The organism is Aminobacter sp. BA135 (assembly GCF_050859125.1).
Classification (GTDB): domain Bacteria; phylum Pseudomonadota; class Alphaproteobacteria; order Rhizobiales; family Rhizobiaceae; genus Aminobacter; species Aminobacter ciceronei.
The window spans coordinates 189,224-214,426 of the sequence record NZ_CP139573.1; the positions used below are offsets into that span (position 1 = coordinate 189,224).

Annotated in this window: 25 protein-coding genes and 1 pseudogene; 6 read left to right on the forward strand and 20 right to left on the reverse strand. The window is 64.0% G+C overall.

Annotated features, from left to right (window positions below; all coding sequences use genetic code 11):
* Positions 1 to 35 precede the first annotated feature (35 nt).
* The 16 genes and pseudogenes from SLT36_RS28880 to SLT36_RS28955 all read right to left on the reverse strand — a co-directional run.
* Positions 36 to 552, reverse strand: a pseudogene (locus tag SLT36_RS28880) (molybdopterin dinucleotide binding domain-containing protein); the annotation flags it as partial.
* 40 nt (positions 553 to 592) lie between these two features.
* Positions 593 to 1,387 (reverse strand): ABC transporter permease, encoded by a 795-nt coding sequence (locus SLT36_RS28885; RefSeq protein WP_432289086.1) that lies wholly within the window; start codon positions 1,385 to 1,387, stop codon positions 593 to 595.
* A 10-nt stretch (positions 1,388 to 1,397) separates the two neighbouring features.
* Positions 1,398 to 2,261 carry an ABC transporter permease gene (locus SLT36_RS28890; RefSeq protein WP_154384454.1) on the reverse strand — a complete coding sequence of 288 codons (864 nt, stop codon included), beginning with the start codon at positions 2,259 to 2,261 and terminating at the stop codon, positions 1,398 to 1,400.
* The gene (locus tag SLT36_RS28895) at positions 2,258 to 3,364 is read right to left on the reverse strand and encodes an ABC transporter ATP-binding protein (protein WP_432289088.1); all 1,107 of its coding nucleotides are present in this window, start codon (positions 3,362 to 3,364) and stop codon (positions 2,258 to 2,260) included. Before SLT36_RS28895 ends, SLT36_RS28890 begins: the two co-directional genes overlap by 4 nt.
* A complete protein-coding gene (locus SLT36_RS28900; protein WP_432289090.1) occupies positions 3,364 to 4,419 on the reverse strand; it encodes an ABC transporter substrate-binding protein in 1,056 nt (351 codons plus the stop codon). The genes SLT36_RS28895 and SLT36_RS28900 overlap by 1 nt, the downstream gene beginning before the upstream one ends.
* A gap of 57 nt (positions 4,420 to 4,476) precedes the next feature.
* On the reverse strand, positions 4,477 to 5,139 hold the full coding sequence (locus SLT36_RS28905; RefSeq protein WP_067967307.1) for an RraA family protein: 663 nt from the start codon (positions 5,137 to 5,139) through the stop codon (positions 4,477 to 4,479).
* A gap of 14 nt (positions 5,140 to 5,153) precedes the next feature.
* Positions 5,154 to 5,957, reverse strand: a complete 804-nt coding sequence (locus tag SLT36_RS28910; RefSeq protein WP_154384453.1) for a carbon-nitrogen hydrolase family protein — start codon at positions 5,955 to 5,957, stop codon at positions 5,154 to 5,156.
* Between the two features lie 105 nt (positions 5,958 to 6,062).
* Positions 6,063 to 6,959 (reverse strand): LysR family transcriptional regulator, encoded by an 897-nt coding sequence (locus SLT36_RS28915; protein WP_432289203.1) that lies wholly within the window; start codon positions 6,957 to 6,959, stop codon positions 6,063 to 6,065.
* 573 nt (positions 6,960 to 7,532) lie between these two features.
* Positions 7,533 to 8,291 (reverse strand): ATP-binding cassette domain-containing protein, encoded by a 759-nt coding sequence (locus tag SLT36_RS28920; RefSeq protein WP_067967304.1) that lies wholly within the window; start codon positions 8,289 to 8,291, stop codon positions 7,533 to 7,535.
* Positions 8,288 to 9,502 carry an alanine racemase gene (locus tag SLT36_RS28925; protein WP_432289092.1) on the reverse strand — a complete coding sequence of 405 codons (1,215 nt, stop codon included), beginning with the start codon at positions 9,500 to 9,502 and terminating at the stop codon, positions 8,288 to 8,290. Before SLT36_RS28925 ends, SLT36_RS28920 begins: the two co-directional genes overlap by 4 nt.
* A 10-nt stretch (positions 9,503 to 9,512) precedes the next feature.
* Positions 9,513 to 10,490: an ABC transporter permease gene (locus tag SLT36_RS28930; RefSeq protein WP_432289094.1), complete on the reverse strand. Its 978-nt coding sequence runs from the start codon at positions 10,488 to 10,490 to the stop codon at positions 9,513 to 9,515.
* A 37-nt stretch (positions 10,491 to 10,527) separates the two neighbouring features.
* The gene (locus SLT36_RS28935) at positions 10,528 to 11,586 is read right to left on the reverse strand and encodes a substrate-binding domain-containing protein (RefSeq protein WP_432289095.1); all 1,059 of its coding nucleotides are present in this window, start codon (positions 11,584 to 11,586) and stop codon (positions 10,528 to 10,530) included.
* Between the two features lie 72 nt (positions 11,587 to 11,658).
* Positions 11,659 to 12,720 carry a substrate-binding domain-containing protein gene (locus SLT36_RS28940; RefSeq protein WP_432289097.1) on the reverse strand — a complete coding sequence of 354 codons (1,062 nt, stop codon included), beginning with the start codon at positions 12,718 to 12,720 and terminating at the stop codon, positions 11,659 to 11,661.
* Positions 12,721 to 12,748: 28 nt separating this feature from the next.
* On the reverse strand, positions 12,749 to 14,008 hold the full coding sequence (locus tag SLT36_RS28945) for a M20 family metallopeptidase (protein ID WP_432289099.1): 1,260 nt from the start codon (positions 14,006 to 14,008) through the stop codon (positions 12,749 to 12,751).
* Positions 14,005 to 14,847, reverse strand: a complete 843-nt coding sequence (locus tag SLT36_RS28950) for an ROK family protein (RefSeq protein ID WP_432289100.1) — start codon at positions 14,845 to 14,847, stop codon at positions 14,005 to 14,007. Before SLT36_RS28950 ends, SLT36_RS28945 begins: the two co-directional genes overlap by 4 nt.
* On the reverse strand, positions 14,814 to 15,218 hold the full coding sequence (locus SLT36_RS28955; RefSeq protein ID WP_432289102.1) for a MarR family transcriptional regulator: 405 nt from the start codon (positions 15,216 to 15,218) through the stop codon (positions 14,814 to 14,816). The genes SLT36_RS28950 and SLT36_RS28955 overlap by 34 nt, the downstream gene beginning before the upstream one ends.
* 119 nt (positions 15,219 to 15,337) lie before the next feature.
* On the opposite strand from SLT36_RS28955, the gene SLT36_RS28960 reads away from it, so the two are divergent.
* The gene (locus SLT36_RS28960) at positions 15,338 to 15,700 is read left to right on the forward strand and encodes a LysR substrate-binding domain-containing protein (RefSeq protein WP_432289104.1); all 363 of its coding nucleotides are present in this window, start codon (positions 15,338 to 15,340) and stop codon (positions 15,698 to 15,700) included.
* 141 nt (positions 15,701 to 15,841) lie between these two features.
* Here the strand turns inward: SLT36_RS28960 and SLT36_RS28965 are convergent, their stop codons facing one another.
* The 3 genes from SLT36_RS28965 to SLT36_RS28975 are packed head-to-tail and all read right to left on the reverse strand — an operon-like array spanning position 15,842 to position 17,482.
* Positions 15,842 to 16,258 carry a DUF2177 family protein gene (locus tag SLT36_RS28965; RefSeq protein ID WP_432289205.1) on the reverse strand — a complete coding sequence of 139 codons (417 nt, stop codon included), beginning with the start codon at positions 16,256 to 16,258 and terminating at the stop codon, positions 15,842 to 15,844.
* 34 nt (positions 16,259 to 16,292) lie between these two features.
* Positions 16,293 to 16,943 (reverse strand): ChrR family anti-sigma-E factor, encoded by a 651-nt coding sequence (locus tag SLT36_RS28970; RefSeq protein WP_182574697.1) that lies wholly within the window; start codon positions 16,941 to 16,943, stop codon positions 16,293 to 16,295.
* Positions 16,940 to 17,482, reverse strand: coding sequence for a sigma-70 family RNA polymerase sigma factor (locus SLT36_RS28975; RefSeq protein ID WP_432289207.1), 543 nt, complete (start codon positions 17,480 to 17,482; stop codon positions 16,940 to 16,942). The genes SLT36_RS28970 and SLT36_RS28975 overlap by 4 nt, the downstream gene beginning before the upstream one ends.
* Before the next feature lie 260 nt (positions 17,483 to 17,742).
* Between SLT36_RS28975 and SLT36_RS28980 the strand changes: the two genes are divergently transcribed.
* Positions 17,743 to 19,101, forward strand: a complete 1,359-nt coding sequence (locus SLT36_RS28980; protein WP_432289105.1) for an NAD(P)/FAD-dependent oxidoreductase — start codon at positions 17,743 to 17,745, stop codon at positions 19,099 to 19,101.
* Positions 19,098 to 19,895 carry a DUF1365 domain-containing protein gene (locus SLT36_RS28985; protein WP_432289106.1) on the forward strand — a complete coding sequence of 266 codons (798 nt, stop codon included), beginning with the start codon at positions 19,098 to 19,100 and terminating at the stop codon, positions 19,893 to 19,895. The genes SLT36_RS28980 and SLT36_RS28985 overlap by 4 nt, the downstream gene beginning before the upstream one ends.
* 29 nt (positions 19,896 to 19,924) lie before the next feature.
* Here SLT36_RS28985 and SLT36_RS28990 read toward each other — a convergent pair whose 3' ends face one another.
* Positions 19,925 to 20,707, reverse strand: coding sequence for an SDR family NAD(P)-dependent oxidoreductase (locus SLT36_RS28990; RefSeq protein ID WP_432289108.1), 783 nt, complete (start codon positions 20,705 to 20,707; stop codon positions 19,925 to 19,927).
* A 370-nt stretch (positions 20,708 to 21,077) separates the two neighbouring features.
* Between SLT36_RS28990 and urtA the strand changes: the two genes are divergently transcribed.
* The 3 genes from urtA to urtC all read left to right on the forward strand — a co-directional run bounded on the left by urtA (position 21,078) and on the right by urtC (position 25,201).
* Positions 21,078 to 22,349 (forward strand): urea ABC transporter substrate-binding protein, encoded by a 1,272-nt coding sequence (urtA, locus tag SLT36_RS28995; RefSeq protein ID WP_432289110.1) that lies wholly within the window; start codon positions 21,078 to 21,080, stop codon positions 22,347 to 22,349.
* An 84-nt stretch (positions 22,350 to 22,433) separates the two neighbouring features.
* Complete coding sequence (gene urtB / locus SLT36_RS29000) at positions 22,434 to 24,053, forward strand: urea ABC transporter permease subunit UrtB (protein WP_432289112.1); 1,620 nt, start codon at positions 22,434 to 22,436, stop codon at positions 24,051 to 24,053.
* Complete coding sequence (gene urtC / locus SLT36_RS29005; RefSeq protein WP_432289114.1) at positions 24,050 to 25,201, forward strand: urea ABC transporter permease subunit UrtC; 1,152 nt, start codon at positions 24,050 to 24,052, stop codon at positions 25,199 to 25,201. The genes urtB and urtC overlap by 4 nt, the downstream gene beginning before the upstream one ends.
* Positions 25,202 to 25,203 lie beyond the last annotated feature (2 nt).

A 25,203-nucleotide genomic window follows, 5' to 3' on the forward strand; every position in this document is an offset into this window, starting at 1 on the left:
GACCTGCTCCACTGCCGCCATGAAGGCGCCATCACTCACGACACCTGGGCCTCGCGGAGCCGGAACGACACCATGATCGACTTGGATGTCGGCGTGGCGCTTTCGATGCCGGCGCTGGAGAGCGGCACGAGCACGTTGAGCTCGGGATAATAGCCGGCAAGGCTACCGCGCGGGACGTCGTAGGGCACGAAGCGGAAATTGCGGGCGACGCGCTCGATACCGTCATCATGCGCACCGACGACATCGACGCGGTCCCCTGCCCGGGCACCTATCGCCTCAAGGTCGTCCGGATGGATGAAGATCACCTCCCGCTCGCCATAGACGCCGCGGTAGCGGTCGTCGAGGCCGTAGACGGTGGTGGTTGTATTGGTCGTGCGAACGGAAGGTCTGCAGCGCGAAGCGTCCACCGCTCTTGCGGGCGCGCTGATGCATTGTCTCCTCCGGCAGCGGCCCGGTGGCGAAGGTCGCCTTGCCGGCCTGCGTGTTCCATTCCCGATGCGCCGCGGCATTGCGCAGATGGAAGCCGCGCGGCTTGCGCAGCCGCCTGTTGTAGCTGATCCGGTTGAACCCGGCGGTCACGGCCGCCGGACACCTATTTCACGAATGCCTTGCCCAGTCCCATGGCCCGTTCGACGACCATGATGACGCCAAGCGTCAGCAGGATCAGCAGCGCCGAGGCTGCGGCCACCAGCGGGTCGGCCTGGTTGTAGACATAGTTGTAGAGTTCGACCGGGAGCGTGCTGATGCGCGGGCCGGTCAGGAACAGCGTGATCACCACCTCGTCGAAGGAGACGAGAAAGCAGAGCGCTGCAGCCGCGACGATGCCGGGAGTGAGCATCGGCACCGTGACGCGGAAGAACACTGTCAGCGGCTTGGCGCCGAGCGTGCGTGCCGCCTCCTCGCAGGACCTATCCTGGGTGCTGAGCGACACCGCCAGCACGCGCAGCGCATAGGGCAGTGTCACCACCAGATGGGCGAACACCAGTCCCTGCATCGTCGCCAGCAATCCGAAGGAGGCAAAGACGATCAGGATGGCGAGGCCGAGCACGATGGTGGGCAGAAGCAGCGGCGCGGTGAACAGGTTGAACAGAAGATCCCGCCCAAGAAACTTCAGCCGCGTCATCACATAAGCCGCCGGCACGGCAATCACGATCGACAGCGCCGTGACGATCGCCGCCAGCGACAGGCTCGTCCAGAACGCCTTCAGCATCTGGCTGTTGGCAAACAGCGCCTCGTACCAGCGCGTCGACCAGAAGGTCGGCGGGAAGCGCAGCACCTGGTCACCCGAAAAAGACAGCGGGAAGACGAGCAGGACGGGCGCAAGCAGATAGGCAAACAGCACGAAGACGAGGATGCGCATCGGCCAGGATGTCTTGTGGATTTCCATGATGCCCTCCTCAGTCCAGACGCCGCAGCACGGCGGAATATGCCCAGAGTGCCGCCCCGAAGACGATGAGCACCAGGATCGACAGCGTCGAGGCCAACGGCCAGTTGAGCGTCACGATGGCCTGGTCGTAGATCTCGGTGGCGAGCAGGAAGACGCGGCCGCCGCCCATCAGCTTGGGCGTGATGAAGGACGACACTGCGAGCACGAAGCACAAGAGGCAACCGAGGGCGATGCCGGGCAATGTCAGCGGCAGGATCACCTTCAGGAAGGTCCGCGACGGAGTGGCGCCAAGCGTCCGCGCGGCCTCCTCAACGCGGGGGTCGAGCCGCCCGAAACCGGCCATCAGCGCCAGGATCATGTAAGGCATCAGGATCTCGGTCAGGCCGATGAAGACACCCTTGATGTTGAACATCAGGCTGGGCGCCGGCAGTCCGACGGCCTTGATGGCGCTGACCACCGGGCCGTCGTCGACAAGAATGGCAATCCAGCCATAGGTACGCACAACCGCCGAGGTCAGCAGCGGCGAGATGACGAGCACGGTGAGGAAAGTCCGCCACGAGCCGGTCGAACGATGCAGGTAAAGCGCGATCGGATAGGAGACGACCAGCGTCGTCAGCGTGATGGCGAGACTAATCCAGACCGAGTTGAAGACCAGTTCAAGATAGAACGGATCGCTCAGCAGCCCGGCCCAGTTGTCCCAGGTGAAAACGTTCTCGATGCCGCCGCCGATGCGCGACTTGTTGAACGAATAGCGAGCGAGGTTGAGCACCGGCAGGATGAAACCGATCGCATTGATCAGCGCGATCGGCAGGAGCAGCATGACGGCCAGTTCGCCGTTGCGCCATTGGCGCGGGAGGGTGGCTGCCGCGCTCATTGGCCGCCGCCCGGATAGACCAGCGTGTCCTCGGCCGACCAGCCGAGCACCACACTGTCGCCGACGCCGACCGGCCTGCGCTCGCGCCGCGTCGCCTCTTCGACCACGATCTCGTCGTCGCCGACACGAACCCCGTACTGGACGAGGTCGCCGACGAAGGTGAGGCCCGACACTGTGCCCTTGACCTTGTTGTCGGCTTCCCTGGTGTCGCCCGCCTGACCCTGGAGATGGATCCGGTGCGGCCGCACGAGGACCTCGACATCCCCGGGGGCGACCGTGGTGGCGGAGCGGAGCTGTTGTCCGGCAGCCAAGAGGACGCCATCCGACCCGATCTTGCCCTTGAGCTTGTTGGTGCGGCCGACGAAGTTGGCGACGAAGGCCGTTGCCGGCCGCTCATAGACCTCGGTCGGCGTGCCGAACTGCTCGACATGACCGTTTCGCATGACAACGACGCGGTCGCACATCGACAGCGCCTCAACCTGGTCATGGGTGACGAACACCGCTGTGATGCCGCTCTCCTGCTGCAGGGCGCGGATCTGGACGCGCATCTCGTCTCGCAGCTTGGCGTCGAGATTGGACAACGGCTCGTCGAGCAGAAGGATCGACGGCTGGATCACCAGCGCACGGGCAAGTGCTACGCGCTGCTGCTGGCCGCCCGAAAGTTCCTTGGGCTTGCGGTGGGCGAGATGGCTGAGTTGCACCATTTCGAGCGCCCGGCCTGCCCGCTCCTCCGCCTCGCGTCCCGAGACATTGCGCATCTGCAGACCGAACTGGACGTTGCGCGAGACGTTCATGTGCGGGAACAGGGCGTAGCTCTGGAACACCATGCCAATGTCGCGGTCATGGATGGGAAGGCGCGTGATGTCGCGCCCTCCCACCACGATGTGGCCACGGGAGGGCGTGTTGAGCCCGGCGATGATCCTGAGCGTCGTGGTCTTGCCGCAGCCGGACGGGCCGAGGAACGCAACCATTTCACCTTTGCGGACCGAAAGATCGAGCGACGGGATGACATTGACGTTGCCGAAGCTGACGCCAATGTTTTGCAGCCTGAGATGCTCTTCGGGGGCGGAAGAGACGGGCATGTGCGACTCCCGGACCAACATCAGCGGCTGAGCGGGATGACGCGGCGGCGCCACTGCTCGGTGATGGCCTCGCGGATCTTGGCGACCTCGAGCCAGTTGATGGCGATCATCTTGTCCATCACGCCGGCCGCCGTGCGTTCGAGCGCCTTTTCCGAGATCAGTGCGGCGGCCTTCGCGTTGGTCGGCGCATAGAACATCTGTTCGGTGAACGCCGCCTGGGCCTCCGGGCTCAGCGCATAGTCGACGAACTTCTTGGCGCTTTCGCTCGCTGGCCCGCCCTTGACCAGGCCGATGACGTTGATCTGGAAGCCGCTGCCTTCCTGGGGCAGCACGACGCCGAGCTTGCCGACCGACAGGTCGGAATAGACCTGGGCGCGTGCGTTCCAGCCGATGCCGATGGCAGCCGTGCCGCTGGAGATGGGCTGGTAGACGTCGGGGCGCGGTTCCCAGGTCTGGACATTGGGCGCCAGTTCCTCGAGCCGCTTGATGCCGGCGTCGACGCTCTGGATGTAGTCGGTGCCGCCGGCCATCTTGTCGGTAATGATGGTCAGCGTCGTGCCCTGGATGTCAGGCACGGCTGGGATGGAGACCTGCTTGGCGTATTGTGCGTCCCACAGCGCATTCCAGGAGGTCGGTGCTTCTTTCACCTTGTCGGTGTTGTAGAGCAAGACAAGGTTGTCGAAGGTCACGCCGACGGCGTTGACGCCGTCGGCCCTGGCCTGCGGGTAGAGGTCGGCGAGGTGCTTGGTGACGGTCTCGTCCATCGGGGCGAAGATGCCCTCATCGGTGGCAGCCTTGGCCACCGAGACGTCCATGATGGCGATGTCGATCTGCGGCGCGCTGACCTGGGCGCGGAGCGTGCCGAGCATCTGGGCCGAGTTCGGCATGCCGTAGAACTCGACCTTGACGTCGGGGTTGGCCTTCATGAAGGGCTCGACGACGGCCTTCACGTAGTTTTCCTGGAAGATGCCCGAATAGGCGGTGAGTACCACCGTGTCGGCCATCGCCGCCGATGCGGCGATGGACATGGCAAGCGCTGTCAGGCTCACGCCGGCGGCGCGTTTGAATGCAGTCATCAGATATTCCTCCGTTCCTGAACCGAAATTGTTCCCGTTTGTCGATATTGGGCCGCTTCAGGCGGCCGAGGCGTCCACGATCCTGGTGGCGCCGGAGATGTCCGGCAGCTTCTCGCCGTTGCGCAGCCGCTCGAGCAGGACGAGCTCGTTCTGCTGCATGCCGATGGCCTTGTCGGCCGCCCATTCGGCCTTCGCGGGATCGAGCACAAGGACGCCGCTCTCGTCGGCGATGATGGCATCGCCCGGGTTGACCGTCTGGCCGCCGACCGACACCGGCACGTTGATCGCGCCTTCGAGGCCGAGGATCTTTGTGGTGATCGGCGACGGGCCGCGGCACCACATCGGCAGATCGACCCGACGGATCTCCGAGAAGTCCGTCGCCGGGCCGTCGATGACGGCGCCGACGATGCCGCCGAGCTTCATCGAATGAGTCACCACGCCGCCCCAGCAGGCGTGCTTGTTGTCGCCGCAACGGTCGACGACGACGAAATCGCCCGGACGGACCAGCTTGGTGAGATAGTGCAGGATGGTCGAGTCGGCATGGGGCAGGCGCACGGTCACGGCAGTGCCGGCGATGCGCTTCTCCGGCAGCACGGCGCGCAGCTCGCGATCCATGAAGCCCGAATGCAGGAAGTGGCCGACGGTAGCTGTCTCGACCTGCTCCATCTTCTTGATGAGGTCAGGCGCGATCTGCTGCGGCATGGCATTGACGACGAACATTGGGGGGCAGCTCCTTAGAGGACGTGGTGCTGGGCGACTGGCACGTCGCGGCGAACATTGGCGACGCGGTTCAGGTCGACCGTGGCGGTGGCCGAACCAACGCCGTCGGAGCACTGGGCGACCATCAGGCCCCAGGGGTCGATGACCATCGAATGGCCCCAGCACCATTTCTTGCCCTCGGCATGGGCGCCGGTCTGGCCGACGGCGACAAAATAGGTCTGGGTTTCGACGGCACGGGCCCGGGCCAAAAGCTCCCAGTGATCCTTGCCCGTCATCAGCGTGAAGGCGGCCGGCAGGACGATGACGTCGGCACCCTTGTCGCGCAGGGCACGGAACAGCTCGGGGAAGCGGATGTCGTAGCAAATGGCGCAGCCGACGGTCGTGTCGCCGACCTTGTAGGTCACCACGTCTTCGCCGCGGCTGATCGTATCGGACTCGCGGTAGGAGACGCCGCCGGGCGTGTCGATGTCGAACAGGTGCATCTTGCGATATTTGGCGATCTCCTCGCCCTTCGGCCCGAACACGACCGTCGCATTGTAGTGGTTGTTGCCGGCCTTCTCGACCATGGAGCCGCAATGCAGGGTGACGCCGAGTTCCCGCGCCAACGACGCCATGCGCTTGTAGGAAGCCCCGTCGGGGAAATATTCGCCGCTGCCGTGGACCGCGTCGCGACCCTCGCCGAGGAAGGCGAAATATTCGGGCAGCACCACCAGCTCCGGCTTCTCCGCGGCGACCACCTCGCGCACCAAACGCTCGGCATCGTCGAGATTCCGCGCCTTGTCGGAACCGGAATTCATTTGCACCATACTGATCTTCATCGAAGTCCTCCAAGTCTCATCTGGAGGTATCGTCAGGCCTCGGCGAGGTGATGACAAACGATAAAGAATTGTCGTCCCCGATAGAAAAAACTTGTGCACCCAAGGCTACGCCGAAACGCCCATCGTGTGCAGCGACGCCTCTCGCGCGATCACCGAAAGCATTGATGGAATTAGATTTTCAGGATCGTCGGCATAGACGGCATGGAGCTTGAGCGCCGGGAACTGCGGCGTGATCGAGAGCAGCTGCAGCACGCCCGACGCGATCATCGGCGCCACGAGCGGCAGCGGCAACAACGCGACGCCGACACCATCGCAGGCGAGCCGCGACATCGCCGAAAGCGAGTTCGAATTGGAGATCACGGGGGGCGACACACCCAGTTCCTCGAACTGCCGGAGCAGCCAGATATGCGGCACGCTGTTGCGCGAGAAGGTCAGCACTGGATAGGCGCGGAGGTCCTCCAGATTGAGCCTGCTGTCGCCAAGACCGAAGGAGGGCGCGGCGACCAAGACGCATTCCATGCTGCCGAGGTCGATGTTCTTGAGGCCCGGGCTCAGCACCGGGCCCATCAGCAGCGCGAGGTCCAACCGCCGCTCGCTCACCTCGCGCCCGATCGCCAGCGACGTGTCGACATTGAGATCGAGCCCGAGCGAGGGAAAACGCTCCTTCACGCGTTCGATGAAGTTGGGCAGCCAGGCATGCACGATCGAATCGATGGTGCCGATCGTCACCGTTGCCCTCAGCTGCTGCGGGCTGCCGATCGCCACCTTGAAACTTGTCGCCGCCTTGAGCAGTTCCTCGGCCGGCTGCAACGCCCGCTGCCCGATCGTCGACAGCCGCACGCCGCCGGGCAAGCGCTCGAACAGCTCGCAGCCCATCTCCGCTTCCAGGCTGGCGATGCGATTGGAAACGGCCGCTTGCGTCGCGTTCAGCCGATCAGCCGCGGCGCGAAAGCTCCCCAGCCGGGCGACCCAGACGAAGGTTTCGACGAAGCGCAGGTTCATCGCCGATCCATAGTCCAGCCAATCGGCCAAGACAAATCAAAGTCGGCACTTCGTCACCATCGCGCCTGTAGCTGCTCGACATACGAGAAGTGGCGATCACAATCCGCTGTCGCCGCAGGTCGGCACCCAACTGGTCAGGCACTTTCAGCATAGCATTTCGACAATGCCCTGCATCAACGTGCGTTCCAGCGCCAAGCGACGACCGCTTTCTAATCGTTGACGAAAGAGGCCGTCGCCCACAGCGTGCCGCAACGGGGTCAAGACGACCGGCCAAAACCGCTTACAAAAAAGACCCGCGGCAACACCGCGGGTCCATAGTTTTGGCATATCCGAATACACTGGGAGCCCCTCACCAAATCCGGACGGCCGCCGGCGGGGACACTGTCAGCAAGGCAGCTTGTTCTAGTCGCAGCGGCGCATCGTGGACGGGGCGTTCTGGAAGAACCGATCGTCGCCAGCGGGAGCCCAGGCGAGATTCCCCTGCTGCTCGACAAGCTCTCGAGTATTTCAGATCTGACGCGACATTTGAGTTTCAGTCATTCGCTTTGCAGGCTCCAACACCCGGACGCGCCGTCAACTCTGCTGCAGGCCGGTGATCATGGCGATGATCTCGTTCTTGTCGGTCTTCTTGGTCTCGCGCACGCCGATCTGCTTGCCGCGGCGAAGCACGCAGATGCGGTCGGAGAGCTTGAAGACCTGATCGAGGCTGTGGCTGATGATCAGGACGCCGATGTTGCGGGTCTTTAGCGAGGCGACGATCTCTTCCACCTTAGCGGTTTCCGCGACGCCAAGCGCGGCGGTGGGTTCGTCGAGCAGGATCAGCTTGCTGGCCCAATGCGTCGCGCGGGCGATGGCGACACCCTGACGCTGGCCGCCTGAAAGGTCGCGGATCGTTGAATGCGCGGAGGGGATGCGGACATCGAGCTCCGTCACCAGCTTTTCCGTCTCGGCGATCATCCGGCGCCGGTCGAGAAGGCCTAAGGCATTCGTCGGCTCGCGGCCAAGGAACATGTTCATATAGACCGTCTGCTGGTCGGCGAGCGCGAGGTCCTGGTAGACGACCTCGATGCCATGCGCACGCGCCATCGTCGCATTGGACATGGCGACGGTTTCGCCCTCGATGGCGATCGACCCGGAAGTCGGCAGGTACACGCCCGAGATGATCTTGATCAGCGTCGACTTGCCGGCGCCGTTGTCGCCGACCAGGGCGACGATTTCGCCTGGATAGACCTCCAGCGAAAAGTTCTCGATGGCGACGATGCCGCCGAAAGTCTTGCGGATGTCATTGAGCCCAAGAACGGGGCGGCCGCTGACGGCAGCGTTCGTGTTCATGCTCTGCCCTCTTCGATCGGCCAGGCGGTGGTTTCGCCGAATGAATTCTCGATGCTCTCCACCTTCGGCACGCCTGACGAAATGCCGGACACACCGACGACATAGGCCCGGGTGACAAACGCTTGTCCGCGGAATCCGAAGACGGCCGTGTCGCCGGGCTTTGGCGCGCCAGGGCAGGTCGCGTCGATCATCGCGTAGTAGTCGATGGCCGAGGGCGGCGGGATTTCGACGCTGCGCAAGGCGCCTGGCGCGACCGTCGGCTCGTCGGAGACGATGGCCTTGACGTCGTAGTCCGGGAAAATCGGGTCGATGTAGAAGCCACCACCGAAACAATAGGCCTTGCCGCCCGAGAGGTGGGAGACTTCGGTGAGATAGAGCATGGCGGGCAACTCCGGCAGGTCATCCACGACATGAAGGGCCGTGGTGCCATGCAGGCCATTGCCAGGCTCGCATTGCGTGGCGCCGGCTTCTGCCAGTGCGGCAAGCAGCACGCTTGAGGTCGTGCCGGGAGCGTTGACCTCGATGTTCCGGCGCCCAACCCTCGCCAGCGCCTCAGCGGTTTTCGTCAGCGTTGCGAGATTGGGCGTCGGCAGGACCTTGCGGGCCTGGTGATCGAAGAGCAGCGCCGGGAAGGTGGTGATGCCGGCGAAACGGCCGCCATCAAGGCTGTCGAACATGCTGGCGACCTCAACGACGTCGGCCGCCTCGAACCCGCCTTCGTGACCGCGGTAGAACGTATCGCCTTCGGCATGGATGCGGGCGAGCAGGTTCTGTACGCGCCCGGCAGCCTTGGCGCCGGCTGCGGCCTCGCGCGCCTTTGTCTCATTGAACACGGTCCAGTAATCCGGCTGAAGCACCCTTGCAGCACCATTGGCCTCGTGGCGGGCGACCTGCTGGAGATGGCCGAGATGGCCAAGCTTGAGGCCGGCCCTGTGGGTCGCCTTGGCACAGGCCATATCGACGGCCACGGAACGCTCGATGCCCCCGCGCAGGATCGCCTGGCAGGCCGAGCTCGAGCGGCCGAACTGCTTGGTCATGGCAAAGATCTTCAGGCCAAGCCGCGTCGCCTCGTCCTTGAGGATACCGGCGTTACGCTCGATCGTATCGAGGTCGATCACATAGGCATTGGCCGGGATCTTGCCCTCGCGGTGAAGTTTTTGCGCTGCTTCGACGAAGCCTGGATTGCGCCGGCGCAAGACGTCGAGAAACATTCGATCCTCCTCAGCGGGACTTTTCGCGCAGCGACACGGCGACTGCGGCAAGAATGATGAGACCGCGAACGATCATCTGGTCGGAAACGGAAAGGCCCATCAGGATGAGACCATTGTTGAGCATGCCCATCATCAGCGAGCCGACGAGCGCGCCGATGATCGAGCCCTTGCCGCCATTGAGCAGCGTGCCACCAACGATGACGGCAGCGATGACCGTCATCAGGTCGGTCTCGCCGAGCGTGTATTTCGCGGCTTGCAGGCGACCGGCATAGAGCAGGCCGGCAAGGCCGGCGAGCGCACCTGAGATCATCAGTACGGCAAGCCGCATCTTCGGCACCGAAATGCCGGAAACACTGGCCGCCCGGGCATTGTCGCCGATCGCCAGGACATGCGCGCCGAAACGGGTTTCACGATACAGGATATGACCGAAGGCGACGGCAATCGCCGTCCACCAGATGAGCGAGGGAATGCCGAGCATAGATCCGGAACCGAAGAAGCCGGTGAAGGCCTCATTAGTGACGGGAATGCTGCGCAGGTCTGTCATCGATCGCGACACACCGGCAAACAGCCCCAGTGTCGCAAGCGTGACAAGGAAGGACGGTAGCCTGACATAGGCGACGAGCACACCATTGACGAGGCCGATCAACAGGCCGCATCCGAGCCCCGCCAAGACGCCGGGGACGAGGCCGTAACCCTGCATGGTGACCGCGGCAGCAAGCGCTGCCACGGCAACCGTCGAGCCGATGGAGAGGTCGATCTCTCCCGCCGACATGACGAAGACGAGGCCAATGGCCATGATCGTCGCAGGCGCGGTCTGCAGCACGATGTTCGAAAGGTTGCGGACGGTCAGGAACCCGCTGTCCTTCAGCACGATGGCGAAGAACAGGAAGATTGCCAGGAAGCCGACATAGACGACGTACTGCTGCAGGTTGACGCGACCGGCCAGCCCCGCCGCGCGGACCGCGGCACCCTGATTGGTACTGGACATGATTTATCTCCGTGAATGAGAGCCGACCGGACGTGGCTTATTTCAGGGCATCGGCAATGGATTGCGGGACGTCCTTGTTCAGCGACGTCTTCCAGCCCTCCTTCACCGTGTCCTTGGTGACAGCAAGGGAATCGACGACGAGAAAGGGCGCAGCCTCCTTGCCGAGCATCGCGCCGGCCGCCGAGCGGGCTGCGGTTACGCCGATATTGTAGGCCTCGTCGGCGATCAGCGCCGCGACGCTGCCGCCCTTGACCATGTCGAGCGCCGCCGGCTCATTGAGGTCGAGCGTGACGATCCTGGTGTGGCTGTTGCCCGCCGCGCGCAGCGCGGACAATACGCTCAGAGCCGGCTCGGCCCAGGTGACGTAGATGCCGTCGAGGTCGGGGTGCTGCGTCACCATCGCCTGGGCGATCTCCTCGCTGCGGGCGGGATCGGCCATGCCCTGCTCGGCGACGATCTTCATGTCAGGATAGTCCTGCTCGATGGTCTTCTTGAAGGCCTGGTCGCGCTGGTTGGTCACGTAGAAATCGGCGTCATGGAAGATGTAGCCGACCTTGCCCGTCTTGCCCAAGGCATCGGCCATCGCGACGGCGGCCTTGCTGCCCATCTGGAACAGGTCGTCGGAAACGATCGTCACATAGTCCTTGCCGTGTTCATAGCCGGCCGGCGAATTGTCGACGAAGGCGAGCTTGACCCCGGCGGCACGGGCGGGATCGTAGACAGCGGCGGCGCTGGCCGGATCGACCGGAAGCGACACGATGATCGACGGCTTCTTGGCCAGCACCGTCTCGACATCGGCCTTCTGGCGCGCGCTGTCAAAGCCGGCATCGGTCTGCGCAACGACCTCGATTCCGAGGCGCTTGAATTCGTCCTGGGCACCGGCGTTCACCGCATTGGTGTATTCGCTCATCTCGTGCCAGACGAGGGCGGCGGTGAAGCTGCCATCCTTGATCTTCTGTTCTTCCTCAGCGGTCAGTGTGACGGTGCTTGCGGACGTCGGCCCTTCGCCATGCGGTCCTGTCGTCGCGCCGTCTGCCGCGTAGGCATGGGCGCCCAAAATGCCGGTCATCAAGGCCAGTGTCGTTGCAATGCGCATGGTTTCCTCCCGTGAAACTGCGATACTCGGGTTACGGGACTGCGGCGGCCTGGCGCCGCCGCAGTCAGGCGGTCACTTCGCTGCGTCGAGCACCGATTGCGGCGCGTCGCGGTTCAGCGAGTCTTTCCAGCCTTGGGACACATTGTCCTTGGTGACCGTCAGCGCCGGGGCAACGACGAAGGCCGGCGTCTCCTGACCGAGCAGCGACTTCATGCCGGCAGCCGCCATGGCGCGGCCGAGTTCATAGGCCTTGTCGGCGACCAGCGCCGTCACATTGCCGCCCTTGACCATGTCGAGGGCGACCGGCTCGGCGAGATCGAGCGTGACGATCTTCGTCTTGGTGTTACCCGCGCCGCGCAGCGCCGCCAACACGCCGTCCGCCGGCTCGGCCCAGGTGACGTAAATACCGTCGAGATCCGGATTTTTCAGCAGCATCGCATTGGCCAGCTCCTCGGCGCGCGCCGGATCGGAAATGCCCTGCTCCGCGACGATCTTGATGTCAGGATAGTCCTTCTCGATGGTCGACTTGAATGCCTGGTCACGCTGGTTGGTGACGTAGTAGGTGGCGTCGTGGAAGATGTAGCCGACCGTACCCTTGCCGCCGATGGACTTGGCCAACGCATCGGCCGCCTGCTTGCCCATCTGGTAGAGGTCGTCGGTAACGATCGCGGCGTAGTCCGTACCGTGCTTGTAGTCCTTTGGCACATTCGACAGGAACACCAGCTTGGCGCCGTCGGCGACGGCCTGGCGGAACGCTTCGGCCGACGTCACCGGATCGAGCGGCAATGCCAGGATGACGTTCGGCTTGGCGGCAAGTGCTGTCTCGATGTCGCTGCGCTGGCGCGCGGCGTCGAACTGAGCGTCCGTCGTCACCGCAATGTCGATGCCGGCGCGCTTGAACTCGTCGGTTGCACCCTGGCCGACCGCATTGGTGAAGTCGGACGAGGTGTGCCAGAGGAGTGCTGCCTTGTAGCCCTTGTCCTTTAGCGCCGCAATGTCGGCGTCGCTGAGCGTGACTTCGGAACTCGGCGTTGCCATCTCACCGGCCGGGCCGACGGTCTGGGCAATGGCGGCTCCGGCGCTCATGATAAGGCCGGCGGTCAGGGCTCCGGTCAGCCATTTTTTCATCTGCATCGTCTCACTCCCTTTTGGTTCGGATGGTTCAGTCAACTGTTCCGCAAAAACGCGCCATGAAGGCCGCAAAGCCGATGACGCCCGCGAGAAATTCTTCGATCTCGACGTGTTCGTTGTAGGTGTGGCAATTCCGGATATCGCCGGGCGCGCAATAGACCGCCGGAATGCCGAGCCGGTTTACGAAGAACGGCGATTCCGACCAGAATGGCGCGCCTTGAATGCTGCCGCGGCCGGACAGCGCACCACCGATTGCCTGTGACAGCATCGCGACCTCAGGAGAGCCCGCATCGATCTCAGCCGCCGTGCCGCCAAGCGCATGGTCTCGGCCGGCTGGGTAGGAGAACTCCACCGCAATTTCCGGGTCGTCGATGGCGCCACGCACGGCGTCCTCGATCCCCGCGGCCGCCTGGTCGAGCGACTCGCCCGGCAAAAGCTTGCGGATCAGCGACAGTTCGCATTTTTCGGGGACGGCGATGTAGCCACCACCGCTGAGCCCGGTGATCAGCAGGAAGGAGCGACCTACAAGTGAATGCTCGGCGCGGGCGGAAATTGCGTCGGAGTGCCTCCACAGCGCGCTCATCGCCGCATGGCTGGCGCGCAGCGCATCCTTGCCGAGTTCCGGTACGCCGAAATAGGCCGAGCGCCCGGTAATGGTGATATCGGTGATGAAGAAACCGATCTGCGCCGGGTAGACGGCAAGCTGCGTCGGCTCGACATAGACGACGAAATCGGGCCGCGCGACTTCGCCGGCCTCGATGCGCGCCACATAATCCTTGATCCCGGCCGAGACACCGGTGCCCGGCTGGCCGCTCTCCTCGTCGCCGACAAAGGCGAAAGAGATGTCACCGGCAAGCTGGATGCCTGCCGCGTCAAGCAGCGCCAAGGCGGCAAGCGACGAGGTGATGCCGGCTTTTAGGTCGCCTGCGCCACGGCCCCAGACCGCGCCGTCGACGATGGCCGCACCGAAGGGATCCTCACGCTCCGTACCGGCCCAGTTTTCGCGCCAGCCATCGACATGGACGACGTCGGTATGGCCGATGAAGAGCAGGCGTTTGCCGCCGCCGGCACCTTTGCGCTCACCCCAGACATTCGGCCGCCCGGGCAGGAAATCTGCCGTCGTCACGTCGGAGAGGCCGAGCTTGCGCATCGCGTCGGCAAGATAGGCGACGACATTGGCCTCGTTGCCGGTGATGCTGTCGCGATGGATCGCACCGCGGAACAGGTCGATGGCTGCATCGCCATCGAGTGCCGCGCGAAGACGGCCGAAAAGGTCGCTTTCTACCGTCATTCTGCGGCCTCCTGGGGGGATTCCGCGCCGGTAGGCGGAAGGGAAAGGCCGGCATTCGGCGTTGCGACGCCGAAGAGCGTGTTGTGCAGCTGGCTGAGGCCAACCGCCGTCGCGCCGACAAGTGCCGCCCGCGCCCCAAGTTCGCCGGAGACGACGTCGACCGGGTAGGGAAAGCACTGCGGCAGGAAATGGCGTGCGCGTTCCAGGATTTCTGGTCGAAGGCCGATGGAGCCGCCGAGGATCACGAGTTGCGGGTTGGCGATGGCGCAGATAGCGGCAATGCCGCAGGCGACCTGGCGCGATGTTTCGTCGATGGCGGCAACGGCCGCTGCGTCTCCGGCTGCGGCGCGTTCAAATATGACGGGAACGCTTATGTTCTCGCCGGTGGTAGTTTCGTAGCGCTCGATGATACCGTGCGTGGCGACCGCGCGCTCATAGGCACCGACCCTAAGCGACTCCGGATCGAATGGATTGGCGCCAATCGGCAGGAAGCCCATTTCGCCGGCCGCGTTGGCAGCGCCGCGCACGAGATTGCCTCCAAGGATGAGGCCGCTGCCGATACCTGTGCCGAGCGCCACATAGGCAAGATTGTCGATACCCTGCCCCTGGCCTTGCCAACTTTCGCCGAGTGCCGCGAGGTTGACGTCGTTTTCAAGAACGACCTCAAAACCGAGCGCTTGCCTGAAGGCCTCCAGCACATCCATGTTGTCGAAATCGCGGATGTTCGGCGCAAGCAGCACGCGGCCGGTGCGGTTATCGGGCGCTCCGGGAACGCCGACGACTGCAAGCCGCAGTTTCTCGCGCGTCACCTTGGCCTTTTCAGCAGCCGAAAGCGCCATGCCGGCGATCTGCGTGACCAGTGGCCTGCCTCCGCGCAATCTGTCGGCGCTGCATCTTCGATGACGATCTGTCCGGCAAGGTCGGTCACCGCCACGCGAACCTTGGTGCCACCCAGGTCGACGGCGACGATGAATGCGGCATCGACGACCAGCTCATAGGTAACTGCCGTACGCCCGACATGACCACTCGTGCGCCCGGTCTCGCGCACCCAACCGCCATCCTCCAGGTCCCGGACGATTTCGGAGATCGTTTGCTTCGAGAGCCCCGTCAGCTTGGCGATGGACGCGCGCGAAATCGGTCCACCCTGAACGATCGCTTCCATGACGGAGCGCTGCGAGAATTGCCGGGAGATACGAGGTGCATCGGTCATATCGGCTCTATTAGTTCGTTCTATCACCGAACTAAATATCAATCGGCATCTTTCGTCAAGATGATTTCAAACTGTTTCGCCAAGCGAAGGCTTGCCTCCTCCTTCGGCGCCAGTCCGCGGTGTGGCGCGAGCGCAGATGGATCGACCTCCACGATGCGACGCTGATCCGTAACGGCGCATCCGACAGGATCGATGCGGAGGCGCACAAGCAGCCCTCGTTACGGTCGCTGATGACCGTCTACAACGTCACCTCGCTGGTGGCACTGGTGAAGGCCGGGCTCGGCCTGACCATCCTGCCGTCTTTTACCATGCACGGCGCCCATGATGGCGTGGCGGTGCTCGAACTGGCCGATGCGGCGGCAAGCAGGCAGGTCGGACTGGTCGAACGGCGGGACGTCCCGCCCTCACCCGTGGCCGCTGCTTTCCGTGCCTTCGCCCTGAAAGAAATCCCGGCACTGGTTGCAAGTCGCCTCGACGACTAAGCGATCGCCCGACGGTCATGCCTGGCCGATCGGCTGTCGCTCCGTCATCGCGAGCGATCAAGCCTGCCGGCGCCACCGAGTCGATGAAGAAGACCTCGGCTCCTGCCTTGCCTGTTGGCTATGCCGCGAAGGCAGCCCTCATCAGCTCGGCCTGGCCATCGCCCAGGCGGTGACCAGATACCCGATCGTTGCGGCGGTGCCGGTGAGAGCGACGCCCCAGGCCATGTCGACGACGCTGACCGTCACCGACCAGTTCTTCAGCGTGGCCAGGTTTGTCATGTCGTAGGTGCCGTAGGCGACGAGACCGAGAAGAGCGCCATTGAGCAGCGCTGTCGTCCAGCTCGCGCCGTTCAGCGCCGGCATCGTCGCGAAGTGCACGATGCCGGCGACATAGACGAAGTAAAACAGGCCGGCGACGCCGAAATGGGGCTGGTCGAGAAGCAGGGCGCCGATGCGGCTGCGGTAGAAGTTCGTCGAGATGGTGGACAGCCACAGGAAATCGAGGCCGAAGAAGACGACGGCAGTGGCGACGTAGGCAGTGGCGTAGCTGGCGATCATGAGCACCTTTGGCTGCGTTCGAACAACGGACCGGTCAAATCCCAAGCAGAGGCTGGATCGCCCGCATGATCCAGCTGCGGAACTGCAGCGGCGCGTCGGTCACCGCAAGGCAGATACAGTCGGCTTCAGGCGTGGCTACCGGTTGGTGCGTCAGGCTGGCGTCGGCGTCCTCGAGGTCGCCACGCGCAAACAGACCCGTGCCATCGTGAAAGCTGCCGGCCAGCACCAGCGTCAGCTCGCGGCCGCCATGGCTGTGCTCCGGCACCGGCTTGCCGGCGGGAATGCGCAGCAGCCTGACCATGGTTTCGCGATCGCCCGTCTTGATAGGGATCTGGTACGCGCCGCGTCCGAGCGGCCGCCATTTAAGCGTGTCGAAATCGCCACCGACATAGGAGCGCAACGGCTCCGGCAAGCCGCCGCTGTGCCCAACAGAGCTTTGGCGGGCGGCCGCGGTCTCGGGTTGCTGCAAACGGCTGCGCACGCTGGCCCAGGACTGGTCGACCGAGGCCTCGTCTTCCATCGTATCGAGCAACTCGCCGCCGACGGCCTCGGCCACTGTCAGGCGACGCCGGCAGGCTGGGCACAGCGCGAGATGCGTAGCCACCGCAATGCTCCAGCCCTCAGCCAGGCTGCCGGCGGCATAGCTGATGAGCAGGTCGTCGCTGATATGGTGACGAATGGTCACGACACGTCTCCGGAGCGGGCGAGCGCGGCCCGCAACTTGTCGAAGGCCAAGCGCATGCGCGACTTGACCGTCCCGAGGGGCAGGTTCAGGCGCTGCGCGATCGCGCTGTGCGACTGGTCTTCGAAAAACGACAGTTTGAGCAGCGACGCCTGTTCCGCAGGCAGGGCTGCAATTGCCTGGTGAAGCTGTTCCGATGTCTCGCGCATGTCGAGCTCGGCATCGGCGGGAGCGACATCGTCGGGCACGAAGGCGGGATCTTCCGGGTCGAATTCCGGTCGCCTTTCACGCCGGAAAGCGTCGATGCGCAGGTTACGCGCAATAGTGAAGATCCAGGTCGACGCCGCCCCCTTCGCCGGATCGTAACGCTCCGCCTTGTTCCACACGGCGATCATGGTTTCCTGCATCAGCTCCTCGGCCTGCTGGCCTTTGCCGCCCGTCTTCGCCATGTAGGCCTTCACACGCGGCGCGAAGTGGCGAAACAGACGTTCGTAAGCCTCGATGTCCCGCCGGGCACCGACAGCGCACAGCAGTTCTCGCATGTCGGAACCATCGTCGACGCCAGTCGGGCGGTTCATGTCGGCAGTTCCCAAATCACCATGCCATGGCACGGAGCGCCAATGCCCCGCCTTGAAGCGTTTCTGCCACGCCGGAACGCCGATGGAAACGACCGTGTTCATGCTGTTGGTACGCCGGCGAGCGACCGCCGGATCACTCGCTTCGGAAAAATTTCGCGTCCCAGCGATCCGCCGGGGCCTGCGCTCCGTATCTAGCAGCATAAGGCGCAGCGGAAAGGCGAGACGTGAGCATCGACACCAGCAAGGAATTGCCCGATCACGCGCGCCGCGTCGCCGTCATCGGATCCGGCATATCAGGTCTTTCGGCAGCCTGGCTGCTCGGCCGCAAGCTTGATGTCACGCTCTACGAAAGCGAGCCTCGCCTTGGCGGCCATTCCAACACGGTCATGGTTCCGACCAACAACGGCGCCCTGCCCGTCGACACCGGCTTCATCGTCTACAACGAACGCAACTATCCCAACCTCGTCGCCCTGTTCCGTGAAATCGGCGTGCCGACGGCAGCTTCCAACATGTCGTTCGCTGCCTCGCTCGAAGGCGGCAAGCTCGAATATTCGGGCTCCGGCCTCAACGGCCTGATCGGCCAGCGCGGCAATGTCATCCGGCCGCGCTTCTGGCGAATGATGCGTGACATCCTGCGCTTCTACCGCGAGGCGCCGGCGCTGCTCATTCGCGCCGACCTGCACGGCGTCAGCCTCGGCGAATATCTCGATCGCAACGATTATGCTCCGGCTTTCGTCGAGGACCATTTGCTGCCAATGGGAGCAGCGATCTGGTCAACAACGGCACGCGACATGCGCGCTTACCCACTGCTCGCCTTCGTCAGGTTCTTCGCCAGCCATGGCCTGCTCAGCCTGGCCGACCGGCCGAAGTGGCGAACCGTGCTTGGCGGCAGCCGGGAATATGTTCGCCGACTGAGCGCCGACTTCGCCGACAACATCAGGCTGAGCACGGCTGTCGGCAATATTGCGCGCAAGAACGGCCGGGTCGTAGTCACCGACACCAAGGGACATGCCGACACCTTCACCGATATCGTCATCGCCACTCATGCCAACCAGGCGCTCGACCTGCTCTCTGACGCCGACCAGCAGGAGCGGGCTTTGCTTGGCGCCTTCCGCTACACCGACAATCTGGCGGTGCTGCATGCCGACGAGAACCTCATGCCGCGGCGCAAGAGGGTCTGGTCCAGCTGGAACTATATCGGCGAGGACCGCAACGAAGACAGGCAGCCGCTATGCGTGACCTACTGGATGAACCGGCTGCAGAACCTCGACATGCGCCATCCGCTGTTCGTGACACTCAATCCGACACGTGACATCGATCCCGCAAAGATCATCGGGCGCTACGACTACACTCATCCGCTGTTCGACCAGCGCGCGCTCGACGCCCAGCAGCAGCTCTGGCGCCTGCAGGGCCGACGCCAAACCTGGTTCTGCGGTGCCTACTTCGGCTTCGGTTTCCACGAGGACGGCCTGCAATCCGGCCTCGCCGTTGCCGAAAGTCTCGCCGACATCAGGCGACCGTGGAAGGTGCGCGACGAATCCGGGCGGATTGCGCTGATGCCCCGGCTGGAGGCAGCCGAATGAGCCTGCGCTCCGCGCTGTTTTCTGGCACGGTCACACATACGCGGCTCAGGCCACGTCGCCACAGGCTACACTACCGCGTCTTCTCGCTGCTGCTCGATCTCGACGAAATGCCCGGTGTCAGCGTGACTTCCCGGCTGTTCGGCTACAACCGCTGTGCAATCCTCAGCTTCTGGGATGCCGACCACGGCGACGGCAGCCCCAGCGGCCTGCGCGGCTGGGTCGAGGCGCAACTGGCCAAGGCCGATAGGCTGGAGAGCGGCATGCGCATCCGGGTGCTCTGCTATCCCCGCATCCTCGGCTACGTCTTCAATCCGCTGACGGTTTATTTCTGCCACGCGCCCGATGGCCCGCTCAGGGCGATCCTCTACGAGGTCTGCAACACCTTCGGCGAACGCCACACCTACGTCATTCCGGTCGATGCCGGAGCGAGCGGCCCGATACATCAAGGCTGCGCAAAGGAACTCTACGTCTCGCCCTTCATGCCGATGGCATGTTTCTACCGCTTCCACATCGAGCCGCCCGGTGACAGGGTCCTGGTGCGCATCGATGAATCGGACGCCGAAGGCCCACTTCTTGCCGCCTCCTTTGCCGGCAGGCGTCAAGAGCTCACCGACCGCGCCTTGCTCGGCGCCCTCTTACGCTACCCGCTGATGACGCTGAAGGTGACGCTTGGCATTCACTGGGAGGCGCTGCGCATCTGGTGGAAGGGCATCCCCGTCCACCGGCACAACGCCGCAGTTCAAAAGATCAGCACCACCGTCGTGACGACAAGGGTTCCTGAACACGCGCAATAGAGCCGGGTCCACCGACCTTCGCCGTGCCGTCAGTCACGGACCATGCGCCGCGTGATCACAAAGCGCAGCCGCTCTGGCATCGCCGCCAGGAGCTTCATCGACAGCACCATCTTCCATGGAAAAGCAGTCATGAAACGCCGCGATTTCAGGCCAGTTATGATGTGGTCGACCGCAGCGTCTGCCGAGATCATGAACGGCATCGGAAAATCGTTCTTCCGTGTCAGGGGCGTGTCGACGAAACCCGGACAGACGAGGCTGAGCCGCACGTTCCGAGCCGCGAGTTCAGGGTGCAGCGCTTCACACATGTTGATCAGCGCTGCCTTGGTCGCGCCATAAGCTGCAGCGCCCGGCAGGCCGACGAAGCCTGAAACCGAAGACACCACGGCAACGTGCCCGCCCTGGCGCGCCAGCATGCGCGGCATCAGCGCGGCCAGGCAATGCACGCAACCCATCAGATTGACGTCAACGGTGGCGCGAAAGGCGCCGGCGTCGAACTCAGCGGCGGAGTCGCGCGCATAGGTGCCGGCGTTCAGCACGGCGAGATCGATCGGCCCGATTTCGCCCTCGATGCGGGCAACCGTCTCGAGTACGGTCGCCTCGGCGGTCACGTCGAGCGGGAATGCACGGATACGACCCGGCGCCTCGGCGGCCAGTTCGGCGAGATCGCTCGCCGTCCGCGCGCTTGCCACGACCTGCCAGCCTTCGCTGGCAAGCCGCAACGCCAAGGCGCGGCCGATGCCGGAGCCGGCACCAGTGACCCACGCCAGCCGCCTGTTGCTCACGACTCGCCCAGCATCGTTGTTCCGGCGCATGGCTGCTCCTCGGAATGCCCGTTCTCCCTCTCTTACGAGCAAAGCCGGCGATTGGTTCATGGCTCCCAGCATCTCGACGGCCGGCATTACCGCGAGGGCACTCTTGCTCATAGTTTATGCAAAAATCCGATATGGGCAAAAAACTGGCATATTTGCTGTGCAATGCACAAATCCTGGGACGCCGGTTGGCGGCATGAGCAGCCGTGCCTTCGGGTGCATTAGGCCAACCTTATGGAAATGCGCGACTTTCCCTACCTCCAAACCGGCCCTGAGCGATTGGCATGACGATTGCATGACATTGTTCAGTGCAACAAAGCCAAATGGGAGACTGGTAATGAGGGGACATCTAGCAAATTGGACCGCCGCGGCCATGGCCGGGATAGTCGGTGCCGGCCTGAGCTTCGCAGCTCCGGCATGGGCAGCAGACGACACCATCAAGGTTGGCGTGCTGCATTCGCTGTCCGGCACGATGGCCATTTCGGAAACGACGCTGAAGGACACGATGCTGTTCCTCATCGAGGAGCAGAACAAGAAGGGCGGGCTGCTGGGCAAGAAGCTCGAGGCCGTCGTCGTCGATCCGGCTTCGGACTGGCCGCTATTTGCCGAAAAGGCACGCCAGCTGATCGAGCAGGACAAGGTCGCCGCCGTCTTCGGCTGCTGGACCTCGTCGTCACGCAAGTCGGTGCTGCCGGTCTTCGAGGAGCTCAACAGCCTGCTGTTCTATCCCGTCCAGTATGAAGGGGAGGAAAGCCAGCGCAACGTGTTCTACACCGGTGCCGCGCCCAACCAGCAGGCCATTCCTGCCGTCGACTATCTGATGAACGAAGAAGGCGTGCAGCGCTGGGTGCTGGCCGGCACCGACTATGTCTATCCGCAGACGACCAACAAGATCCTGCAGGCCTATCTGCAGTCGAAGGGCGTCGCCGCCGAGGACATCATGGTCAACTACACGCCGTTCGGGCATTCCGACTGGCAGACCATCGTCTCCGACATCAAGAAGTTCGGCTCGACCGGCAAGAAGACCGCCGTCGTCTCGACCATCAATGGCGACGCCAACGTGCCGTTCTACAAGGAGCTCGGCAACCAGGGCATCAAGGCCGAGGACATTCCGGTGGTCGCTTTCTCGGTCGGCGAGGAAGAACTCGCCGGCCTCGACACCGCGCCGCTGGTCGGCCATCTCGCCGCCTGGAACTATTTCCAGTCAGTCGATAGCCCCGCCAACGCCGAGTTCATCTCGGCCTGGAAGGGCTACACCAAGAACGACAAGCGGGTGACCAACGACCCGATGGAAGCCCATGTCATTGGCTTCAACATGTGGCTGAAGGCGGTCGAGAAGGCTGGCACCACCGATCCGGACGCCGTCATCGACGCCATCGTTGGTGTCTCGGTGCCCAACCTCTCGGGCGGCTTCTCGACCATGATGCCCAACCACCACATCACCAAGCCGGTGCTGATCGGCGAGATCCAGGCCGACGGCCAGTTCGAGACGGTGTGGCAGACGGCAGGCCTCGTGGTCGGCGACGAATGGTCCGACTACCTGCCCGATTCCAAGGACCTGATCGCCGACTGGCGCGCGCCGATGTCGTGCGGAAACTTCAACGTGGCTACCGGCAAATGCGGTGGCAAGGGCACGACCAACTAGCGCTCTGCGAAGAGGTCGACGGGCGGCACTTGTCGCGGCCGCCCGGTGACCGAATTTCCATCGCCCCAACAGGTGCCATCCCAGATGCAGTTCGTCCGCAGACTAATCCTGGCCTTGATCGTCACTTGCACGGGCCTGCCGTCGCTTGCCCGCGCGGACGAGCCAGACTTGCGGGCATTGCTCGCCCGGCTCGCCACGACAAAAAACTTCCACGAGACGGAAGCCGTCGTCCGCGATCTTGCCGCCACCGGTGAACCGGCAGTCGAGCGCATCCTGTCGGCTCTGGCCGACGGCAACCTCTATGTCAGAAAGTCCGATAAAGGCGTCTTCGCAGGCAAGGAAGACGGCCAAACGGTCTCGCTGTCCAATCCGCTCGACGGGACAGCAGCCGGCACGGTTGGCAAGGCCGATATTGCCAAGGTCAAGGTCAACAACGCGCTCCGCCGCACCATCCGTGACGTCATGGGTGGGCTTACCCTCGGATCGGCCGATCCAACTGTGAGGCTGTCGGCGGCAAGCACCATGCTCAAGCGCCCCGACAAGACGGCGTTGCCAGCCCTCGACGCAGCGATTGCCGGCGAGACCGACGCCAAGGTCAAAGCAGCGCTTGCCCAGGCCCGCGCCGCCGCAGTCCTGGTTTCCGATCTCGACGAGGCCGAAAAACGCGCTGCCATCGCCGTTCTTGCAAACCGCGGCGACAGCGACGCGCTGGCCCAGCTGACCGCCTTCCAGGCCGCAAGCACCGGCGCACTGGCCGAGGCGGCCGCCCGCTCGGTCGCGCAGATCGAGACCAGCATGGCCGCCTGGCAGGTGGCGCAGAACGTCTGGTACGGCATCTCGCTCGGCTCGGTACTGCTGCTCGCAGCCATTGGCCTCGCCATCACCTTCGGCGTCATGGGCGTCATCAACATGGCCCATGGCGAGATGGTCATGCTCGGCGCCTACACCACCTTCGTCGTGCAGCAGGCGATCCGCGCCTTCGCGCCCGACCTGTTCGACTGGTCGCTGGCCATCGCCTTGCCTGCCGCCTTCCTCGTCGCCGGCGGCGTCGGCCTCGCCATCGAACGCGGCATGATCCGTTTCCTCTATGGCCGTCCGCTCGAAACGCTTCTGGCAACCTGGGGTGTCTCGCTGATCCTGCAGCAGGCTGTCCGCACCATCTTCGGCCCGACCAATCAGGGGGTCGGCGCGCCGAGCTGGATGGCCGGCGCGTTCCAGCTCGGGCAGCTGACAATCACCTGGAGCCGGCTCTGGATCGTGCTGTTCTGCCTCGCCGTCTTCCTTCTGCTGGTCTTCATCATGAAGCGGACGAGCTGGGGCCTGCGCATGCGCGCGGTGACCCAGAACCGGCGCATGGCCGCCTCGATGGGCATCCGCACGCCATGGGTCGACGCCTTCACCTTCGCGCTCGGCTCGGGCATCGCAGGGATCGCGGGGGTGGCGCTGAGCCAGATCGACAATGTCTCGCCCAATTTCGGCCAGGGCTACATCATCGACAGCTTCATGGTCGTGGTCTTCGGCGGTGTCGGCAATCTCTGGGGCACCTTCATCGGCGCGATGACGCTTGGCGTTCTGAACAAGTTCCTCGAGCCTTACGCCGGTGCGGTGCTCGGCAAGATCCTGGTGCTGGTGCTGATCATCCTGTTCATCCAGAAGCGGCCGCGCGGCCTGTTCGCGCTCAAGGGACGGGCGGTGGAAGCATGATCGCGCGTCGCCTGTTTTCCTCCGACCGACGTATCGCCGTCACCATCGCCACGCTGCTCGCGGCTGCGGTCATCGTGCCAGTGCTCAATCTCGCGGTGCCGGCCGAGAGTGCCTTCCACGTGCCGAGCTACGTCGTGGCGCTGGCCGGCAAATATCTCTGCTATGCCCTGCTTGCGCTCGCGCTCGACCTCGTCTGGGGCTATTGCGGCATCCTGTCACTCGGCCACGGCGCCTTCTTCGCCCTCGGAGGCTACGCCATGGGCATGTATCTGATGCGCCAGATCGGCGCGCGCGGCGTCTACGGCAACCCTGACCTGCCCGACTTCATGGTGTTCCTCAACTGGAAGGAACTGCCCTGGTACTGGCTCGGATTCGATCACTTCTGGTTCGCAGCGCTGATGGTCATGGCCGTGCCGGGCCTGCTCGCCTTCGTCTTCGGCTGGTTTGCCTTCCGCAGCCGCGTCACCGGCGTCTATCTGTCGATCATCACCCAGGCCATGACCTATGCCCTGCTGCTTGCCTTTTTCCGCAACGACATGGGCTTCGGCGGCAACAACGGCCTGACCGACTTCAAGGACATCCTTGGCTTCAGCGTCCAGGCAAGCGAAACGCGCTCGGCGCTGTTTGCCGCGAGCGCGGTAGCGCTGGCGCTCGGCGTGCTGGTCACCTGGCTGGTGGTCGGTTCGAAATACGGCAAGCTTCTGATGGCCGTGCGCGATGCGGAGAGCCGCACGCGCTTCCTCGGCTGGCGGGCGGAGAACGTCAAGCTGTTCGCCTTCACGCTGTCGGCCATGATGGCCGGCATAGCGGGCGCGTTCTACGTGCCGCAGGTCGGCATCATCAACCCCGGTGAATTCGATCCGGCCAATTCGATCGAGGTCGTGATCTGGACCGCAGTCGGCGGCCGCGGAACCATCGTCGGGCCGATTGTCGGTGCCATCGCCGTCAACGCCGCCAAGAGCTGGTTCACCGGCGCCTTGCCCGAACTCTGGCTGTTCGCACTTGGCGGCCTGTTCATCGCCTCCACCCTGTTATTGCCGCGCGGCATCGTCGGCCTGTGGGACCGGTGGCAGCAGATGCGGACCACGCGCGCGGTGCCGGCCGAAGAAAAGGCCGCCGCGCGGACCGAGCCCCAGCCGGCGGAGTGACG

Bases quoted from the DNA above. Each gene is read 5' to 3' on its own strand.
- SLT36_RS28900 (WP_432289090.1), bottom strand. From the start codon at position 4,419: ATGACTGCATTCAAACGCGCCGCCGGCGTGAGCCTGACAGCGCTTGCC.
- SLT36_RS28975 (WP_432289207.1), bottom strand. From the start codon at position 17,482: ATGCGAGAACTGCTGTGCGCTGTCGGTGCCCGGCGGGACATCGAGGCT.
- SLT36_RS28905 (WP_067967307.1), bottom strand. From the start codon at position 5,139: ATGTTCGTCGTCAATGCCATGCCGCAGCAGATCGCGCCTGACCTCATC.
- SLT36_RS28985 (WP_432289106.1), top strand. From the start codon at position 19,098: ATGAGCCTGCGCTCCGCGCTGTTTTCTGGCACGGTCACACATACGCGG.
- SLT36_RS28925 (WP_432289092.1), bottom strand. From the start codon at position 9,502: ATGTTTCTCGACGTCTTGCGCCGGCGCAATCCAGGCTTCGTCGAAGCA.
- SLT36_RS28890 (WP_154384454.1), bottom strand. From the start codon at position 2,261: ATGAGCGCGGCAGCCACCCTCCCGCGCCAATGGCGCAACGGCGAACTG.
- SLT36_RS28930 (WP_432289094.1), bottom strand. From the start codon at position 10,490: ATGTCCAGTACCAATCAGGGTGCCGCGGTCCGCGCGGCGGGGCTGGCC.
- SLT36_RS28915 (WP_432289203.1), bottom strand. From the start codon at position 6,959: ATGAACCTGCGCTTCGTCGAAACCTTCGTCTGGGTCGCCCGGCTGGGG.
- SLT36_RS28910 (WP_154384453.1), bottom strand. From the start codon at position 5,957: ATGAAGATCAGTATGGTGCAAATGAATTCCGGTTCCGACAAGGCGCGG.
- SLT36_RS28935 (WP_432289095.1), bottom strand. From the start codon at position 11,586: ATGCGCATTGCAACGACACTGGCCTTGATGACCGGCATTTTGGGCGCC.
- SLT36_RS28895 (WP_432289088.1), bottom strand. From the start codon at position 3,364: ATGTTGGTCCGGGAGTCGCACATGCCCGTCTCTTCCGCCCCCGAAGAG.
- SLT36_RS28920 (WP_067967304.1), bottom strand. From the start codon at position 8,291: ATGAACACGAACGCTGCCGTCAGCGGCCGCCCCGTTCTTGGGCTCAAT.
- urtA (WP_432289110.1), top strand. From the start codon at position 21,078: ATGGCCGGGATAGTCGGTGCCGGCCTGAGCTTCGCAGCTCCGGCATGG.
- SLT36_RS28945 (WP_432289099.1), bottom strand. From the start codon at position 14,008: ATGACGGTAGAAAGCGACCTTTTCGGCCGTCTTCGCGCGGCACTCGAT.
- SLT36_RS28950 (WP_432289100.1), bottom strand. From the start codon at position 14,847: ATGGCGCTTTCGGCTGCTGAAAAGGCCAAGGTGACGCGCGAGAAACTG.
- urtB (WP_432289112.1), top strand. From the start codon at position 22,434: ATGCAGTTCGTCCGCAGACTAATCCTGGCCTTGATCGTCACTTGCACG.
- SLT36_RS28990 (WP_432289108.1), bottom strand. From the start codon at position 20,707: ATGCGCCGGAACAACGATGCTGGGCGAGTCGTGAGCAACAGGCGGCTG.
- SLT36_RS28885 (WP_432289086.1), bottom strand. From the start codon at position 1,387: ATGGAAATCCACAAGACATCCTGGCCGATGCGCATCCTCGTCTTCGTG.
- SLT36_RS28940 (WP_432289097.1), bottom strand. From the start codon at position 12,720: ATGCAGATGAAAAAATGGCTGACCGGAGCCCTGACCGCCGGCCTTATC.
- SLT36_RS28955 (WP_432289102.1), bottom strand. From the start codon at position 15,218: ATGACCGATGCACCTCGTATCTCCCGGCAATTCTCGCAGCGCTCCGTC.
- SLT36_RS28965 (WP_432289205.1), bottom strand. From the start codon at position 16,258: ATGATCGCCAGCTACGCCACTGCCTACGTCGCCACTGCCGTCGTCTTC.
- urtC (WP_432289114.1), top strand. From the start codon at position 24,050: ATGATCGCGCGTCGCCTGTTTTCCTCCGACCGACGTATCGCCGTCACC.